Below are 16,034 nucleotides of genomic sequence, written 5' to 3'. Positions count from 1 at the left end.
GGGGATCTTTTGCTTTTTTGTTTGAATTTTTAATGTGTTTTATAGGAGATATCTAATATGTACATAATAAAAATATATAACCTTTTGCATGAAATTTTAAGGACGGATTAGCAGGCGGAAAATAAAAATTTATGTTGTGATTTATTTCAAGATTATTATTAAAAAGAATGGAGATTCTTTAATTATGAGAATAAAACAGTTAAAACCTAAAATGATATGGAAAAAAAGAATGTTGCTAACTCTTTTTATTGTTTTCGGATTGATTATTGCGGGGGGGATTTTCTGGAATGTTTCACCTATTCCGAAAGCGTTTCTCATAAAAAAAGCATTTGAAGGTGGAATGTTTGTTCAATCTAATAATTATAAAAACGCTCTAAAAGAGACACGAATTGTTAAAGATATCAATTATAATTCTAAATTTCCTGATGGTACATTAGACATTATTTATCCCAAAAATTTTATAGGGAAAACACCTATTATTTTTTGGGTGCACGGGGGTGGATTTGTAGGTGGAGATAAATCAGACATTACTGGTTATGCAGTAGAATTAGCTGCTCGTGGTTATACAGTGATAAATATAAATTACGCTCTTGCTCCTAAAAGAAAGTATCCTACACCAGTACTACAACTTGGTGAGGCTTATGAATATATAAAAGCAAATGCAAAGAAATATAATGTAAAACTAGATGACCTATATTTTGCAGGAGATTCTGCGGGAGCGCAAATATCTGGACAATTTGTTACTATTCAAACATCTCCAGATTATGCGAAATTAACCGGGATTGACGCTGTTGTTGCTCCTTCTACAATTAAAGGTATACTGCTATTTTGTGGCCCGTATAATATGCCTGCATTAGCTAAAATGGAAACATCCAAAGAAGTGCAAGACTTTATGCGTACTACTGGCTGGGCTTACTTTGGGAAAAAGAAGTTTGAAACATTACCTGAAATGGAAATCGCCTCTATTTATAAACACGTTACAAAAGATTACCCACCAACGTTCATCACAGATGGAAATACTGCATCATTCGAAGATCAAGGTAAAGCATTAGCTTCTACTTTACAAAATAAAGGAGTACCTGTAGATACACTTTTCTTTGATAAAAATATCTCTGGCGAGTTAGCACATGAATTTCAATTTAAAATGAACACTCCAGCAGGTGAAGAAGCTTTTAACCAAGTTCTTAAATTTCTAAATGAAAATAAATAATATATATACTATTAACTTTTTATAAGCCTAGTTTAATACCATATATGGGTGAACAAAATATTGCATTAATAATCTAATGGTAGCAAAAATAAATTTGATAAGAAGTATATAGTAAGAATGATTTGGAAATACAGATGGGGATATAACTATTTTATTTAGGACGGTGCACTTTAAATGGATTTACAGAAAGGGAAATTATATTGGAACACAACTTTTTCTAATACACCTTCTTATCCTCGGTTGGAAGAAGATATAAAATGTGACGTACTAATAATAGGAGCAGGAAGTTCAGGTGCTCAATCAGCATATTATTTGAGTGAATCAGATTTAAATATTGTTGTCGTTGATAAAAGAAAGGTAGGACATGGAAGTAACCTTACAAATACAGCACTTATTCAATATTTAGGAGATAAGATGTTTTTTGAACTTGTAAATACATTTGGAGAAGAGTATGCAGTTAAGCATATGAAATTATGTGAACAAGCTATTAATGATATTGAATATGCTGATCAAAATTCACCTTATTGCTCTGACTTTAAACGACGTGACAGTTTATATTATGCAAGCTATGAAGAGGATATAAAGAAATTAGAAAAAGAACTGTATTATTTACATAAGCATGATTTTAAAGCGACTTGGCTATCAGAGGAACAAATTGGACAGAGATATCCATTTAAAAAACGTGAAGCTATTTATACGTATAATGATGGTGAAATAAATCCTTATAAATTTACACATAGTTTATTAGAACAAGCTTCTAATAAAGGAGTTCAAATTTATGAAGATACAGAGATTGTTGGCAAAAAGTTAGAGAAAGAATGTGCTATCTTTTATACAAAGGGGGGCAATTCTATTACTGCCAATATAGTAATTGTGGCTGCAGGATATGAAGGATTGGAATTTAAAAAGGAAAAGAACGCTACACTGATTAGCTCATATGCAGTTGTTACTAATCCTGTAGAAGATTTATCTTCTTGGTATAAACGTACTCTCATTTGGGAAACTGCGAGACCATATATTTATATGAGAACTACTGCAGATAACAGGATTATTATAGGTGGGCTAGATGAAGATACAAACATTGCTCAAGAAAGAGATTCAAAATTAACCCATAAAAAAGAGAAATTAGTAAATGAATTTAATAAGCTCTTTCCCAATATAACAGTTGAACCTGAATTTTATTTAAGTGCTTTTTATGGTGGTACTCATGATGGTTTACCTATAATTGGAATGTATGAAGAGTTTCCAAATTGTCACTTTATCTATGCGTATGGAGATAATGGATTAGTATATAGTATGGTACTTTCTAAAATTGTTCGAGATATAATTATTAAAGGTTCAAGTCCGGATTTGAATTTATATTTACAAACTAGACCAAAACTAAATGAGTAAGTTGCATGTATGCAAAATCAAGGTAGTATAAAAAGTAATAGTTTTTACGGTTTTAATTACTTTATATAGGAAGCAATTCTACAATTATAATCTCTCCAATATATTTGGGGGGATTTATTTTTTTTTATGATTTATTGAAAAATAGTCTAATTAGACTATAATGAGTATATAGTTTAATTAGACTATATGTTTTATTGAGTGTGAAAAAAGGAGGAAAGAGGTATGGTTGCAAAAGAGAGCAACTTACGCTTAGTGATAGCTGGGTTAATGCTAGGCATTTTAATGGCTGCAATGGATAATACAATTGTTGCCACTTCAATTGGTACAATTGTCTCAGATTTGGGTGGATTGGATAAATTCATATGGGTTACTTCTGCTTATATGGTTGCAGTTATGGCGGGTATGCCTATTTTCGGGAAATTATCTGATATGTATGGTAGAAAGAGGTTTTATATTTTTGGTTTATTAATCTTCTTAATTGGTTCTGCATTATGTGGTACTGCGCAAAGTATTGTTCAGCTAAGTATTTATCGTGCAATTCAAGGTATAGGTGGGGGGGCACTGATGCCAATCGCCTTTACCATTGTATTTGATATTTTTCCTATTGAAAAAAGAGGGAAAATGACTGGATTATTAGGGGCCGTATTTGGTTCTTCAAGTGTATTAGGACCTTTATTAGGTGCGTATATAACAGAAAATATTAGTTGGCATTGGATTTTTTACGTCAATATTCCAATTGGTCTAATGTCATTAATTTTTATTTTAAAAGCTTATAAAGAAAATAATCCACCTACTAAGCAAAATATTGATTGGTGGGGGGCGATAACACTCGTCATAGCAGTAATTAGCTTAATGTTCGCTTTAGAATTGGGAGGAAAAGAATTTAAGTGGGATTCGATACAAATCATTGGGTTATTTGCATCGTTTATTGTATTTTTTGTTGGCTTCTTATTGGTAGAAAGAAAAGTGAAAGATCCGATAATATCATTTTGGATGTTTAAGCGTAAGGAGTTTGCAATATCACAAATTATTACGTTTTTCTATGGAGCAACATTTGTTATTTTAACAGTATTTATTCCTATTTTTGTTCAGGCTGTATATGGTGGAACAGCAACTAATGCTGGATTAATTTTAACCCCAATGATGTTAGGTTCTGTAGTAGGTAGTGCAATTGGTGGAATATTTCAAACGAAAATTAGTTACCGCAACTTGATGTTATTATCTATAATATCCTTTGGGGTAGGTATGTATTTGTTAGGAACGATGGATCCGCAAACAAGCCGTGTACTTTTAACGATATACATGATTATAACGGGATTTGGAGTTGGATTTTCGTTCTCTTTGCTTCCCACAGTTTCTATTCATAATATGGAACCGAGATTCCGTGGTTCAGCTACTTCGACAAATTCATTCTTTCGTTCACTAGGTATGACAATTGGAGTAACGATTTTTGGCTCCATTCAAAATAGTACCTTTACAGCTAACTTAAAGGATGCTTTTAAGGGAATAGAACATGGTTCCAGCATGTTAAATAATCTAGGTGATCCAAGTGCAATATTTCGCTCAGATGTAAGATCCGGTATCCCTACGTTTATTCTTGAAAAAATTATAGCTGCTATGTCATCTTCAATTACTACTGTTTTTCTATTAGCTTTAATTCCAATTATCGTTTCGTTTATAGCAATATTATTTATGGGAAATTCCAAAGCTGGTACAAAGGATAATAAAGTGAATTTGAAGTCATAAATTTTATAAAACAAAAAGATTCTTTACTTATTTTTAGCTTATACTATTGGTATAGGTTATTAAGGAGTGGAGAGTTATGAATACAAAGCTTTTTATGCTGGGTCTTCTTATGGAGAAAAATAGGCATCCGTATGAAGTCCAGCAACTTTTAAAAAATAGTGAAATGAAATATTATATAAAAATTACTAAAGGCTCTTTATATTATACATTTGAGCAACTTGAAAAGAAGGGCTTTATAGAGGTTGTTGATATTATTCGTAATGAACAACGCCCTGAAAGGACTATTTACGGTATTACTAAAAGTGGTAAACAAGAATTTGAGCATTTATTATTAGAGCAAATGATAAAGAAAGAGGATATGCATCGTCCTATATATGAAGCGCTACTTTTTGCACAATATGGGGAGGAAGAATTAATTCTAGAACAGCTAAAAACTAAAATTTCTCAACTGACGTTATATCTTACTACCCTTCAAAAAGTATATGAAGAAAAGTGTGGAAAAGAGAGTGTAGCTAAGTTATATATATTATCTAGTGTCATTTTACATTTAAGAACAGAGTTAAAAGTTTTACAGAGTTTATATAACACCATAAAAAATGAAAAGATAGATAATATAGGAAATGATGTACTTAGAGAGATAGAAAATCAATGTTTATAGTGAAGAAGATTATAAAATAAAAAGGATGATTCTTATAGTCTTTTAAAAATAACAGAAGTACTTGTTCTCATAAAGAATGAATTGTGCTTTAAGAATTAGAAGGGATAGCCATGCAAAATAAAATTATTGTTATGTTTCAAAAAGATTTTCGTTTATATGATAACCCAGCTCTATTTGAAGCTGTTCAGTCTGGTGAGGTTCTTCCGGTATATATACAAGATGAAACTTTTTCAATAGGAAGTGCGGCAAAGTGGTGGTTACACCATGCTGTAAAAGATGTAAAGAAGCAACTTGAGGCATTGGGCTCTACTTTAATAATTCGTAAAGGACGTACGGAAGAAGAAATACTTTCTCTCATAGAACAATTAGATATAACGGCTGTATATTGGAATATTTGTTATGATCCGGACAGAGTACAATCTAATCAAAAAATGAAAATGATGTTAGAGGATAAAGGTATTATCTGTAAGGAATTTAATTCGCATTTATTATTAGAACCGTGGATTATAAAAAAGAAGGATAACACTGAATATAAGGTTTTTACGCCTTTTTATAATGCATTTCAAAAGCAGGTAATACCTAAACCTATTAGAAAAGTGCAGAGTATAAAGTGGGGAAGCTCTTTGCCAGCAAGCTTATCTGTTTCAGAATTACACTTGCTGCCAACTATACCGTGGACATCTCATATGGAAGCAATATGGAATCCGACAGAAGAAGGGGCATATAAAACATTCAAGAAATTTTTCTCTAGCAAATTAGTCTCTTATAGTGAAGGAAGAGATTTTCCAGATCAAAATGTCCATTCGATGTTGGCACCGTATCTTTCATTTGGTCAAATATCAGTAAAGCTAATGTTTCATTACTTAATAAATAAAAGTACCGAAAGACAATGTAGTCTTTTTGAAAAACAAGTTAATAGCTTTATACGTCAATTAATTTGGCGAGAGTTTTCTTATTATTTACTATATCATTATCCATTTACAGTATCTAAACCTCTTAATAAGAGCTTTGAAAATTTCCCGTGGGATAAGGAAGAGGAGTTATTAAGCGTATGGCAGAAGGGTGAAACTGGTTATCCGTTTATTGATGCGGGAATGCGGGAGCTTTGGCAAACAGGTTTTATGCATAATCGGGCAAGAATGGCTGTAGCCTCTTTTCTTGTAAAGCATTTGTTAATTCCATGGCAAGAAGGAGCAAAATGGTTTATGGATACACTACTAGATGCTGATATTGCAAATAATACAATGGGATGGCAATGGGTTGCTGGAAGTGGGGCAGATGCATCACCGTACTTTCGTATTTTTAACCCCATCACACAAGGAGAAAAGTTTGATAAAAATGGAGAGTATATAAGAAGATGGGTACCAGAATTAAGCGATATACCGAATAAATATATACATAAACCATGGGAAGCGCCTGCGCATATTTTACAAAAGGCCAATATAAAGCTTGGGGATACATATCCTTATCCGATTGTTGATCATAAGGCAGCACGAGAGAGAGCCCTTTGTGCATATAAAAGTATGAAAGAATTTGTATAAAATGGGTTAAACAATATGTATTTGGAATTTAAATATTAGAATTTTATCCATTACAAGGGCATACTAATCATATAAAGTTTCTATAATCTTCTAGTAAAAAGGAGAATGTTTATGAAAAAATCTAGTATTATAGTATTTTTACTAACATATGGTTTGTTTTATGTTTCTAGTGTTTTATTCCCTATTGATCGTACTTGGTATGATGCGTTAGAAAAGCCGTCTTGGACACCTCCTGGTATGACAATCGGAATGATATGGGCTGTATTATTTGGACTTATTGCATTATCAGTTGCAATTATTTACAAAAACTATGGATTCAAGCCAAAAACATTTTGGTTTTTATTCCTTTTAAATTATATATTCAATCAAGCGTTCAGCTATTTTCAATTTAGCCAAAAGAATTTGTTTTTAGCAACAGTAGATTGTTTACTTGTCGCTATTACTACGTTACTTCTCATAGCGGTTTCTTCCAAATTATCTAAAGTATCGACATGGTTGCTAATACCATATTTTTTATGGTCTGCATTTGCTACATATTTATCTTGGACAATTTATAGTATAAATTAAAGACGGAACTAAAAACTTGAGCACAATAAAAATGCTCGAGTTTTTATGTGTGTTAATGATAATCCGAAATATGGAATATATACATCTTATGGAGGTCATCTTTGTGAAGAAATGGATAAAAATTACGCTGTACTCTTTACTAGCTATTTTAATTATAGGAAGTTTTACTTTTTTGACTTGGTCTCAGTTTACTTATAAACCGACGAAAGAGGCTTTGTCGTTAGTAGATGATAAAAAAGATGAAGATAATATCGTTTTTGGAGCGAAAGATGCGAAAGTAGGGGTTATTTTTTATCAAGGAGCTAAAGTAGAAGCTGAGGCTTATAGTTACTTAGGAGAAGCGCTTGCAAAAGATGGGCACTTTGTAGTAATGCCTAAGTTACCATTAAATTTAGCGATACTTGGAATAAATGAGGTAGACAGTGTAATTGAAAAGTATCCGGAAGTTCAAAAATGGTATGTTGCAGGGCATTCAATGGGAGGAACTATGATTTCTAAGTATGCCTTCCAACATGAAGACAAGGTAGACGGGATTATTTTCTTAGGTTCGTATCCTGCAGATGACTTTTCTACAAAATCGATTCCGATGTTATCAATTTATGGGGAAGTAGATGCTTTAGCAACTGTAGAAAAAATAGAGAACAATAAAAAGTTCATGTCAAAGAATACAACTATGCACATGATAAAAGGGGGAAATCATGCTCATTTTGGCATGTATGGTGAGCAAAAAGGTGATAATGCGAGTTTAATTACGGCAAAAGCACAACGAGATGAAACAGTAAAAGTAATTGAACAATGGTTATTGGAACAATGATAACGAATTTAATAAATCTACCGAAAGAATTATCCAAACGGTAGATGGGAGAGAGAATAAAGAGCCAAATCGTATGAATTGGCTCTTTTATTTATTTGCTATCTCCAATTGTCCCCTTATTTTCTCCGGAATATCTTCTTTAGAAATAATATCGTAAGAATACACATATTTTCCTTTCACATGAATTTTTAAGTAAGTTTTTCTTATAAAATCATTAGGCGTGTTCGTTCCAACTGTATATTCTTTTTCATTACTTAATTCGTCAACAGCTTTTAGTGAGTACATAGCTTTTCCTTTATGATGATAATCTGGAACACCATATCCTTTCGCAACGGCATATACATTTTTTTCTTCAGCAATCGGATTAAATCTGTCTAAATCTCCACGTAATATGAAAGGTAGTAAGTATATAGGGAGGCCTATTCCTAGTATGCAAATTACAAATTTCTTCATGATTGTTTCTCCTTTTGTCTATTTACATTTTTGAGTATAGAAAAAAGTTCTTATGAATATAGAGGGAAATTCTTTAAGTTTTTCTTAATAAAGTTTAACTTTGTGAAAAAAACTAATTTGAGCATTAAGTTTACGAAATGAATAGCCAAATAACCTGTTTTCTTTATTTTTTGATGGTAGGTTATTAGGCTTTATATTGGTATGAGTGAATTAAGAAATAAGTGAGATTTAGGAAATAGAATGAATTTATCTTACAGTAATAAGAGAATTACCTAAATAAATGATAGTGAGAACAATTAAAGAAAGCATCTAGTGGGGTGCTTTTTTCTTTTGAAACAGAGAATCTCATGGGTAGGTTACATGTAATTTCGTGCTGTGCTTCTAGGTCATTGGAAAATCCAACAATAAAAAAAGAGGGGGAAGGCGTTTTTTATTGAAGTTTGTTAATGATAGATTTTTAACTTGAGAGGGGGATCGTAAAATAGATTATTAATCTCTTTGGTAATTTTTATTTTCCTTATAGTTGGCATATTGTATTAGAAATTTTAAATTTTGAAGGGAGAATCAATAAGTATGGGTAAGAAAAGAAGAATAAGTAATAAGTTATTACTTATCAGTGCAATTTTTACAATAGCAATTCCCTCAGTCTCATATGCGGAGGAAGTAATTTCACCTGAAAAGTTTACGAGTTCTTCAAGTTTGTATGAGGGACGGAATACGGAAATTTTGAAAACAAATTTATATCCTAATACATATAATAATCCATTTAACCACCAATTTATTTCAAAATTAAAGGAAGTAAACACAAATATAAAAAAAATAGACAATAGTGATGATGAAAATCCTATTATATCTACTACTCTTTCATTTATTCGCCATATGAATAGTGAAGATTATAAATCTGCATTTGATTTAACCTCAAGGTCATTACAGAAAATAATATCCGAAGAATGGCTGAAGAGCTATTGGGAGGGACTCCCAGTTCAATTACAAGCAGGTTCTTTTATAGAAATTGGAGAGGTTACACAAAAAGAGACAAATCCTGTTCATACAAATGTGGAGATTCAATTAGTTTTTGAAAAAATGACTGTACCTTTACTAATTAAACTAGATCCATCTGGAAAAATAGACGATTTTCAACTCAGCATGTCGTTTAGTCCTGTTGCTGAGCGTCCGTCATATAGTAAGCCTGAATCATTTGTTGATAAAGAAGTAGTAGTTGGAAGTGGTGCATTTCCATTACCAGGAACATTGTCGGTTCCAAAAGGAAATGGTCCTTTTCCAGCGGTTATTCTTGTTCAAGGATCAGGAGCAACTGATCAGGATGAAACAGCGTTTGCTTTAAAACCGTTTCGCGATTTAGCTGAAGGTCTTGCATCGAAGGGAATTGCTGTCCTTCGCTATAATAAAAGAACTTATGAACATGGGTTGAAAACACAATTTAGTCCCTTTTATACAGTTGATAAAGAGACAACAGATGATGCTCTTCTTGTAACTCAATTTCTTAAAAATGAGCCTCTAATAAATAAAAATCAAATTTATATTTTGGGTCATAGTCAAGGTGGAATGATGCTTCCGAAAATGATTGAAAAAGACCAAAATAAAAATATTGCTGGAGCAATTGTAATGGGAGGGCCAGCTCGTACGATCCAAGACGTTGTTTTAGATCAATTTGAGTACCTTTTCTCTATTGGAGCAATGAACCAGGAGCAATATAAATTCTACAAATCGCAATTTGAATTATTAAATGATCCAAATTTCTCTGGTCAGAATCCTCCAAAAGATTTTTACTTAGGATCAGCAGTATTTTGGGATTCTATTCGGAAAATTAAAGCAGCAGAAATGTCAAAAGAACAAAAGACACCACTTCTTATTATTCAAGGAGAAAGAGACTATCAAGTTCAATCAAAAATCGAAATTCCTATTTGGAAAGAACAATTAAAAGAACGAAATAACGTTGATTATCGACTATATCCAAAGTTAAATCATTTCTTTACAGAGGGCGATGGGGAAATAAGTAAGCCGGATGAATATTATAGTCCTGCTAATATACCTGAGTATGTTATAAATGATATTGCTGCTTGGGTGCAAGGCAGATCGCAATTAAATTAGCAACCATATGTTTTAATAAAGACTTTCTTTCCGTAATCAAAATAGAAATATTTTTATTAGGTTATATGTTTTTTAAAAGCACTCTTTGAAAAGGAGTGCTTTTTTATTTTTCTATGATTTCTATAAAATAATGCGCTTACCTTCCAAACAAATCGCTATTTGTAGCGCTTTTATCAAAGCAAAGTTCTTGTGACATTTCTTTGATATTAAAAACATAACCTATTGTGTAAAATTTTTTGAAAATTTAGGTTTAACATCTTTAAAATAGGTGTATTACATATTACATAACAACTAAATAAAAAATCTAAAGGAGGAAAGATACCATGCATACGAATGAAAGAAAAACGGTAGTTTATGAATATCAAAATGAACAGGAAGTAGTTATGAAAGTAAAAGAGCTAGAATTGCAAGGGGTTCGCCACGATGACATTTATGTTTTAGCGCATGAAAAACATATAACAAAAAGGATTGCGGATGATACAAACACAAATACGATTGGAGTAAAAGAACAAGGATTGGGCACAAGTATTATCAACTTTTTCTCCAAAAAAGGGGACGAGCTCCGAAATCAAATGGAGGAAATGGGGTTGTCGAAGGAGGAAGCTAACTTATATGAAGAAAAACTAGATCAAGGGAGAATTTTACTCCTAGTAACAGATGAAACACTAACGGCGAGTGATAGGCAGCCGCAAAACTATCATTCTCTCTAATAGATTGCAACATCTGATAAATAGGTAAGGTAATTATTTTAGGTTGTAGCATTGAAGAAAATAAAAATAGAAAAGGATGAGAAAAATGAAACATACAATATTTAAATATGCTGTGATTGGAATTACGACCGGAGTCATAGTCTCCCTATTAAAAAAAGAAAATCGGAAAGCTATACAAACAAAAGGAAAAAGCGTAAAAGAAAAACTACAAGAAGGAAACATAAAGGAAACATTGGAGAAGGTAACTGAGACAAGTAAACAATTTTCTGTAACTGCAGCTAATGTTGCAAAACAAACATTACCACAACTGCTTACAGCCACACCAGTTGTCATTTCTACCATTAAAGACTTAACAGAAAACGAAAATAATAAAAAGAAAACAGGTGAAAAGGATTACGAAATAAATGAAAATAGTAAGAACTTAGACGGGGAAAAAACGAAAAATGAAAAGAAATATGTGAAAGAAGGGAAAGAAGAGAGTGCCTAGATTTAACTCTAAAAATAGAAAGTGAGGAAAAAAGTATGAAATCTCTGTATGCAATTGATGTAGGAATTGGCTTTACCAAAAGGGCATATCGACAGGATGTAGATTCTGAGATGACGGTCAAGAGTGAAGCTTCCACACTAGCCCCTGTACCTAATCATGCTGAAAGTGAAGATTTAACAAAGGTAAGTTTTATAGACTTAGAATTTGCATACTACATGGGAAATGAAGCACATCAATCTGACGCTTCATTTCTTCCTCCATTTGACGATGAAATAGAAAATTATTATGAAAGCGAAGAGTTTAAACAACAAATATTTGGTTGCATTGCAAAGGATTATAAAGAAAATGTCGTGTTACCTCTAGTTGTTACCGGGCTTCCCATCACTTGTTTTGGTAGTCAGCATGAGCAATTACAACGTGCACTAAAAAAAGAAACTTCCGTGCAAATTGATGGGAAATTTATTAATATTACGGTGGAAAATGCTTTGATTCTTCAGCAACCGGTCGCTTTACATGCCTATCTCTTAAAAGAGGGAATCATTCAGGAACGAGATCGCATCTTAATTATTGATGGTGGATTTCGTACATTAGAAATGACAGATATGAAACAGAATCTCATTTTAAATCATTATGAGACGGAACTAGGATGTAGCAAGCCTTTGAAAAATATTAAGAATATCGTGCAGAATCATGAGGGTGAAAGTAATCAATTGCATATTAACGACATGCCAAACATATTAGAAAAAGGATATGAATGTCGAGAAGAAAATCATGAGACAAGTCAGGTTCATACTTTGATTCAAAAAGAGTTGGATGCACACTTCCAAGACGTCATACGTGTATTACAAGAACAATTTACGTTAGAACAGTATGATACTATCATTTGGACAGGAGGAATAGTAGATCTCCACAAAAAACGAATTGAAAAAATGCAAAGTGAAATTTCTTCTTTCCGTATGGTAGACGCTTCGAAAGAGGCTGCACTTCATGGATACTACATTATTGGGAGTCAAGTATTTGACGACATCACCAATCAATCTGCATATGAATCCAAATTATAATAACGACTGAAATGGAGTTCGTTGAATAGACGTGCCAAATTATGTAGCTTCTTTTCCACATATAATAAATTCTTTATAAGAAAAGATAAAAAGTGCTTGTATAGAGGAAATGTTTAAAATTGAAAATAAAAATAACTAATATATAGGGGGTCTTCCTTTTAAAAGAATAAGACCTCCTATGTCATTTATTTTGTAATTTAGATGATCTAAAAACTTTTCCTTCAAGACATGAATACCTACATACAAATTTCGTATTACGGATATGATTCGATCAAACATAAAACTATTTAGAAAGGAAGAATAATATGGAATGCATAAAAATGACGAAATGGAGTTGGTATCATGTGAAAACTAGTGAGCTTGAAAAACTTTCTTCTATAATCCCTCGTGATGTAACATCTTATTTCTCTCAATTTGTAAAGAAAATAAGTTCTCCTTGTGAAAATGGATTATATGTTTATACGTTATCACCAAGTCAAACTTGTGTATATGGTTCGTTTTTATATGATCAAGATAAAAAGGACGCCAAAATTCAAAAATTTCTTCATTATTTCGTAGCTCATGGAATACTGATAACAGTTCAGGAAAAGGAGGAAGAGGATTTCCAAAAATTAATACATAATATCCCTATGGGTACAAAAAATTGTAATAGTTCTGCTGAAGGATTATGTGCTATCTTATCAATGTTTATATCTCATTATTTGCGAAAGGTTGACTACTTTGAAAACAATTTCAGAAATGTATTATGGGATTTTTATCATCATAATAACATAGCAGTTTTAGAAAGGATTTATCATATTCGTCATGAATTATTTATGAACACACATGTGTTTCGCTTAATACAAGAAGTGTTACAAGGCCTAAAAGAAGCTTGGTTAGAAAAACTAACAAACACCCTTTGTTATAAACAAACACACGTAAAATTAGAGCGTGGATTACAACTTGTTAAAGAGTACCAAGAAGAATTAGACACGATGATTCATTTGCAAGAAGTTGTTTCTTCTCATCGTGGGAATGAAATTATGAAAGCTCTTACTGTATTAACTGCTGTGAGTACGCCTTTGACAGCCTTAGGAGCATTATGGGGTATGAATTTTAAATACATGCCTGAACTGGAATGGAAATATAGCTATTTAATCGCTCTCTTATTTATTATTTTCACAACAGGGGGGATGTATATGTATATGCGATTCAAAGGATGGACAGGTGACTTATTACGAGTAAAGAAAAAGAAATCTTTTTTTAAATCTAATTAATCCTGTTTATAAAAAATATGATAGATATTAACCTAGATATATGGTTTGTAATATTTGTTAATTGGGATAGTCCCATATCCTCATCAAGTTAAAGTTTTGATGTCCCCGCAATGATAAAAATGGTGAATATTTATATGAAAGATTAGAGCTCTCCTTCTTGTAGGAGGGCTCTAATCTTTGTTTAAAAACTATATCATATACATGGGCAGACTCAATATGTGAACTTTGTCCGGATTCAATTTAGAATATAAAAAAGGAGAACTTGCGTTAGAATACAAGCTCTCTTTAAAAGAAATAACGTAATTGAGATACTTATATATTAACAATTGTTTTCTTCTAATTCCATATGTCATATGTTGAGAAATAAATTATAAATGGATTGATAAAGCTAAAATGAATGATTGACATAATATTTAGACGATAATATAATAAATCTCGAATTCAAGATAACTTGTAAAGGATTGGTAATTATGAGTGTGATTAATGATGAGAGCTTATCTTTAAAGTTATTTGTTACATTATCAAGGGCAGCACAGGCAATTACTAAGCGTATTGAAGAGGATATAAAAAGTTATGGACTTAATCCAACTGAATTTGCAGTGCTTGAGCTACTATATAGTAAAGGCGATCAGCCTATACAAAAAATTGGAGATAAAATATTACTTGCAAGTAGTAGTATCACGTATGTAGTGGATAAGTTGGAAAAGAAGGGGTTCTTAATACGAAAACCATGTCCTAGAGACCGCCGTGTCACGTATGCGTCAATTACTTCAGAAGGTATTGAACTAATGGATATTATTTTTCCTCAGCATAAAGAGGCGATTCGGCAAATATTTGGCGGTTTGGACTATATTGAGAAAAAAATGATAATCGAAAAGTTGAAAAAATTAGGGTATTATGCACTAGAACTATAAAAGTTTAGAAATATATCTCGAATTAGTAATGTCCTAATTAAATATAAATTAAATAAATAGGAGGAAAAATTAATAAATGGTAGTAAATTTATTATAATACAAAATGAATAAAGCGTGTAATTTCAATCGGTATAATATGAAATGAAGTTGTTATGTTAACGTATACATATCGTCCTTTAAATTATAAATCTTTCATAAAGCGGAGAGTGGGTATCAAGAATGGAATTACGTCATTTAGAGTATTTTATTCAAGTTTGTAATAATAATAGTTTTACTAAAGCTGCGGAAGTTCTAGGTATTTCACAGCCGACTTTAAGTCAACAAATCCGTGTTTTAGAAGGTGAACTTGATACACCTTTGTTTCATCGAGTTGGAAGAGGTATCAAAATGACAGAAGCGGGTAAGCTGCTATTTGATAAAGGAAAATTTATCATGCAACAATTTGATGACGTTTATAATGAAATTTTTGAATTAAAGGGTGTAAAAAGAGGTGTGATTACTATAGGAGGTTTATTAGAGGATCTCACTTATTTAACACCTTATATTATGAAGTTTCAACAACATTATCCCAACATCGTAGTAAAAATTATAGAATCTGAAGTTGCTGTAAATCAAATCGTTGACAAAAATATTGATTTCGGGATTACACGTAGTGCTCAAATTCCAGACACATTAACAAACACTCTTTTGTATAGTGAAGAGCTCGTCCTTGTCATTCCAAAAAATCATCCTTTGAATGAAAAATCATTTGTTTCTTTTCGAGAATTAGTAGGGCTGAGTAGAATAATGGTTTCATGTAGTTGTCGTGAATCTATTAAGATATATTGTGAGAGTTTAGGGTTATCTTTATCTGAAGCAAATATAGAAACAAAATCTTCTATTTCTCTATTGAGCCTTGTATACAATGGACATGGGGTTGCCATAATACCTCTTTCACTGGTTAACTTTGTTAATAATGATACTTTGAGCATAGTTCGTATTACTGACCCAACACCAAGCCAAGATATTAATCTTATTCACTTTGATGATAAATTTTTAAGTTTTGCAGCACGTATCTTTATGCAGAAGTTAAATGATTCGCAAAAAGTATCAGTGTAATAGAAATAATAATGA

General features: G+C 31.9%; 15 protein-coding genes. 14 read left to right on the top strand and 1 reads right to left on the bottom strand.

Annotated features, from left to right (window positions below):
• Positions 1–184 precede the first annotated feature (184 nt).
• The 7 genes from OXT04_RS07695 (at position 185) to OXT04_RS07665 (ending at position 7,928) form a co-directional block, all read left to right on the top strand.
• On the top strand, positions 185–1,210 hold the full coding sequence (locus OXT04_RS07695) for an alpha/beta hydrolase (RefSeq protein ID WP_100910150.1): 1,026 nt from the start codon (positions 185–187) through the stop codon (positions 1,208–1,210).
• A gap of 174 nt (positions 1,211–1,384) precedes the next feature.
• Positions 1,385–2,602 carry an NAD(P)/FAD-dependent oxidoreductase gene (locus OXT04_RS07690; RefSeq protein WP_267414115.1) on the top strand — a complete coding sequence of 406 codons (1,218 nt, stop codon included), beginning with the start codon at positions 1,385–1,387 and terminating at the stop codon, positions 2,600–2,602.
• Between the two features lie 222 nt (positions 2,603–2,824).
• Entirely contained in the window at positions 2,825–4,348 is a 1,524-nt protein-coding gene (locus tag OXT04_RS07685; protein ID WP_000225816.1) for an MDR family MFS transporter, read from the top strand.
• A 76-nt stretch (positions 4,349–4,424) separates the two neighbouring features.
• Positions 4,425–5,006, top strand: a complete 582-nt coding sequence (locus OXT04_RS07680) for a PadR family transcriptional regulator (RefSeq protein WP_001093176.1) — start codon at positions 4,425–4,427, stop codon at positions 5,004–5,006.
• A gap of 110 nt (positions 5,007–5,116) precedes the next feature.
• The gene (locus OXT04_RS07675) at positions 5,117–6,547 is read left to right on the top strand and encodes a cryptochrome/photolyase family protein (RefSeq protein ID WP_001179968.1); all 1,431 of its coding nucleotides are present in this window, start codon (positions 5,117–5,119) and stop codon (positions 6,545–6,547) included.
• 111 nt (positions 6,548–6,658) lie between these two features.
• Entirely contained in the window at positions 6,659–7,114 is a 456-nt protein-coding gene (locus OXT04_RS07670) for a TspO/MBR family protein (protein ID WP_000749739.1), read from the top strand.
• 103 nt (positions 7,115–7,217) lie between these two features.
• Entirely contained in the window at positions 7,218–7,928 is a 711-nt protein-coding gene (locus OXT04_RS07665) for an alpha/beta hydrolase (RefSeq protein WP_267414114.1), read from the top strand.
• A gap of 87 nt (positions 7,929–8,015) precedes the next feature.
• On the opposite strand, the gene OXT04_RS07660 is transcribed toward OXT04_RS07665, so the two are convergent.
• The gene (locus tag OXT04_RS07660; protein ID WP_000714887.1) at positions 8,016–8,381 is read right to left on the bottom strand and encodes a YxeA family protein; all 366 of its coding nucleotides are present in this window, start codon (positions 8,379–8,381) and stop codon (positions 8,016–8,018) included.
• Between the two features lie 573 nt (positions 8,382–8,954).
• Between OXT04_RS07660 and OXT04_RS07655 the strand changes: the two genes are divergently transcribed.
• The 7 genes from OXT04_RS07655 to OXT04_RS07625 all read left to right on the top strand — a co-directional run bounded on the left by OXT04_RS07655 (position 8,955) and on the right by OXT04_RS07625 (position 16,019).
• Entirely contained in the window at positions 8,955–10,493 is a 1,539-nt protein-coding gene (locus OXT04_RS07655) for an alpha/beta hydrolase (RefSeq protein WP_141493493.1), read from the top strand.
• 323 nt (positions 10,494–10,816) lie between these two features.
• The gene (locus OXT04_RS07650) at positions 10,817–11,203 is read left to right on the top strand and encodes a YflT domain-containing protein (RefSeq protein WP_000557322.1); all 387 of its coding nucleotides are present in this window, start codon (positions 10,817–10,819) and stop codon (positions 11,201–11,203) included.
• 85 nt (positions 11,204–11,288) lie between these two features.
• Positions 11,289–11,690: a hypothetical protein gene (locus tag OXT04_RS07645; protein WP_000683216.1), complete on the top strand. Its 402-nt coding sequence runs from the start codon at positions 11,289–11,291 to the stop codon at positions 11,688–11,690.
• A gap of 35 nt (positions 11,691–11,725) precedes the next feature.
• Positions 11,726–12,751, top strand: coding sequence for a ParM/StbA family protein (locus OXT04_RS07640; protein WP_267414113.1), 1,026 nt, complete (start codon positions 11,726–11,728; stop codon positions 12,749–12,751).
• 305 nt (positions 12,752–13,056) lie between these two features.
• Complete coding sequence (locus OXT04_RS07635; RefSeq protein ID WP_000388935.1) at positions 13,057–14,007, top strand: magnesium transporter CorA family protein; 951 nt, start codon at positions 13,057–13,059, stop codon at positions 14,005–14,007.
• A 470-nt stretch (positions 14,008–14,477) separates the two neighbouring features.
• Positions 14,478–14,921 (top strand): MarR family winged helix-turn-helix transcriptional regulator, encoded by a 444-nt coding sequence (locus OXT04_RS07630; RefSeq protein WP_097996965.1) that lies wholly within the window; start codon positions 14,478–14,480, stop codon positions 14,919–14,921.
• 219 nt (positions 14,922–15,140) lie between these two features.
• On the top strand, positions 15,141–16,019 hold the full coding sequence (locus OXT04_RS07625; RefSeq protein WP_000423187.1) for a LysR family transcriptional regulator: 879 nt from the start codon (positions 15,141–15,143) through the stop codon (positions 16,017–16,019).
• Positions 16,020–16,034 lie beyond the last annotated feature (15 nt).

Origin of the sequence: Bacillus sp. GC_Bacil_1, assembly GCF_026540675.1 — a bacterium.
In the GTDB taxonomy this organism is placed as follows: Bacteria; Bacillota; Bacilli; order Bacillales; family Bacillaceae_G; genus Bacillus_A; species Bacillus_A cereus.
This window is presented reverse-complemented; position numbering and strand designations above follow the sequence as displayed.

Coding starts and splice junctions, on each gene's coding strand:
- OXT04_RS07655 (WP_141493493.1), top strand. CDS start 8,955: ATGGGTAAGAAAAGAAGAATAAGTAATAAGTTATTACTTATCAGTGCA.
- OXT04_RS07635 (WP_000388935.1), top strand. CDS start 13,057: ATGGAATGCATAAAAATGACGAAATGGAGTTGGTATCATGTGAAAACT.
- OXT04_RS07660 (WP_000714887.1), bottom strand. CDS start 8,381: ATGAAGAAATTTGTAATTTGCATACTAGGAATAGGCCTCCCTATATAC.
- OXT04_RS07685 (WP_000225816.1), top strand. CDS start 2,825: ATGGTTGCAAAAGAGAGCAACTTACGCTTAGTGATAGCTGGGTTAATG.
- OXT04_RS07690 (WP_267414115.1), top strand. CDS start 1,385: ATGGATTTACAGAAAGGGAAATTATATTGGAACACAACTTTTTCTAAT.
- OXT04_RS07695 (WP_100910150.1), top strand. CDS start 185: ATGAGAATAAAACAGTTAAAACCTAAAATGATATGGAAAAAAAGAATG.
- OXT04_RS07680 (WP_001093176.1), top strand. CDS start 4,425: ATGAATACAAAGCTTTTTATGCTGGGTCTTCTTATGGAGAAAAATAGG.
- OXT04_RS07630 (WP_097996965.1), top strand. CDS start 14,478: ATGAGTGTGATTAATGATGAGAGCTTATCTTTAAAGTTATTTGTTACA.
- OXT04_RS07670 (WP_000749739.1), top strand. CDS start 6,659: ATGAAAAAATCTAGTATTATAGTATTTTTACTAACATATGGTTTGTTT.
- OXT04_RS07650 (WP_000557322.1), top strand. CDS start 10,817: ATGCATACGAATGAAAGAAAAACGGTAGTTTATGAATATCAAAATGAA.
- OXT04_RS07625 (WP_000423187.1), top strand. CDS start 15,141: ATGGAATTACGTCATTTAGAGTATTTTATTCAAGTTTGTAATAATAAT.
- OXT04_RS07675 (WP_001179968.1), top strand. CDS start 5,117: ATGCAAAATAAAATTATTGTTATGTTTCAAAAAGATTTTCGTTTATAT.
- OXT04_RS07640 (WP_267414113.1), top strand. CDS start 11,726: ATGAAATCTCTGTATGCAATTGATGTAGGAATTGGCTTTACCAAAAGG.
- OXT04_RS07645 (WP_000683216.1), top strand. CDS start 11,289: ATGAAACATACAATATTTAAATATGCTGTGATTGGAATTACGACCGGA.